We start from the raw sequence: 1,482 nt of genomic DNA, 5'->3' as shown, positions 1-1,482 counted from the left end.
CGAGTGCCTGGCCGACGAGATCGCGCAGCGGATGGCCGGCGCGGCCGGCTGACGGCATCGGCCGCGCACGTGGGGCGTCCCGTTCGCCGCGCGCCGATCCGACCCCGCTAGAGGCGCCGCCCGCTAAACGGGTAAACTGCTCGGATGCAACGAATCACCACCACCGGGCGCGTCAACCTCAGTCACCTGTTCTGGCTCCGCAATCTCGCGATCATCGGCCAGCTCGTGACGATCGGCGTCGTGCAGACCTATTTCGGCGTGCATCTGCCGTTGCCGGCGATGCTGATGGTCATCGCGCTCGAAATCGTTTTCAATGCGCTCACCTGGGTGCGCGTGCTGCGCGCGCGGCCCGAGACCAATTTCGAGCTGCTCGGCCAGCTGTGGGTCGACCTCGGTGCGCTGTCCGCGCTGCTGTTCCTGTCGGGCGGCACGACCAATCCGTTCGTGTCGCTGTACCTGCCTTCGCTCGCGATCGCGGCGGCCGTGCTGCCGTGGCACCTGATGATCTGGCTCGCGGCGTTCGCGGTCGCGTGCTACGCAGCGCTCGGCTTCGACTCGGTGCCGCTCAACATGGACAACCCCGCGAACCTGTTCGACTACTACCGTACCGGGATGTGGGCGAACTTCATGGTCAGCGTCGGGCTGATCGCGTGGTTCGTCGCGCGCATGTCGAATGCGCTGCGCCAGCGTGATTCGGCGCTCGGCGAAGCGCAGCAGCACCTGCTGCGCGACGAGCGGGCGGTCGCGCTCGGCGTGCAGGCCGCCACCGTCGCGCACGAGATGGGCACGCCGCTGTCGACGATCGCGATGCTCGCCGAAGAGCTGCGCGACGCCGCGCGCGACGATCCGGGGCTGGCCCGCTACGAGGCCGACCTGAAGGTGCTCGAGGAACAGATGACGCTCTGCACGTCGGCGCTCGCGCGCCTGCGCAGCCGCGCGAGCGCGCCCGCGAGCCGCCAGCCGGTGGACGACTGGCTCGACACGTTCGTCGAGCACTGGCGCCTGCGGCATCCGCACGTGCAGTTCGAATTGCTCGGCGCGCGCCCGGCCGGTGTCGCACTCGACGACACGGTCGCGGCCGGCCAGATCCTGACGATCCTGCTCGACAACGCCGCGCGCGCGAGCCCGCAGCGCGTGACGCTGGCCGCGAAGGTCGCGCACGCCGGCACGGCCGACGAGATCGAATTCGAGGTATGTGACGACGGGCCCGGCATTCCGGCGGCGTTGCGTGAATCGCTCGGCGCGATGCCGGTCGACAGCACGCAGGGCGGGCACGGGGTCGGCCTGTATCTGGCGTTCAGCGCGGCCGCGCGGCTCGGCGGAGAGATCGAACTGTCCGATGTCGTGCCGCGCGCGGCGGGCGGCAACGGGCGGGCCGGCAGTGCGGCGAATGGTCACGCCGCGGCAGGATCGGCACAGCGCGCGGGCCAGCGCCTGACCGAACGGACAACCGGCGCGCCGGACAGCCGCCCGGCCGGTACG

General features: G+C 70.9%; 1 protein-coding gene. It reads left to right on the top strand.

What is annotated here, in order from left to right; genetic code table 11:
* Positions 1-144 precede the first annotated feature (144 nt).
* The coding region (locus tag F3J15_RS37330; RefSeq protein WP_240161554.1) for an ATP-binding protein at positions 145-1,482 on the top strand (1,338 nt) is incomplete at its 3' end.

Source organism: Burkholderia sp. Ap-955, assembly GCF_011753045.1.
Taxonomy (GTDB): domain Bacteria; phylum Pseudomonadota; class Gammaproteobacteria; order Burkholderiales; family Burkholderiaceae; genus Burkholderia; species Burkholderia lata_D.
This window is presented reverse-complemented; position numbering and strand designations above follow the sequence as displayed.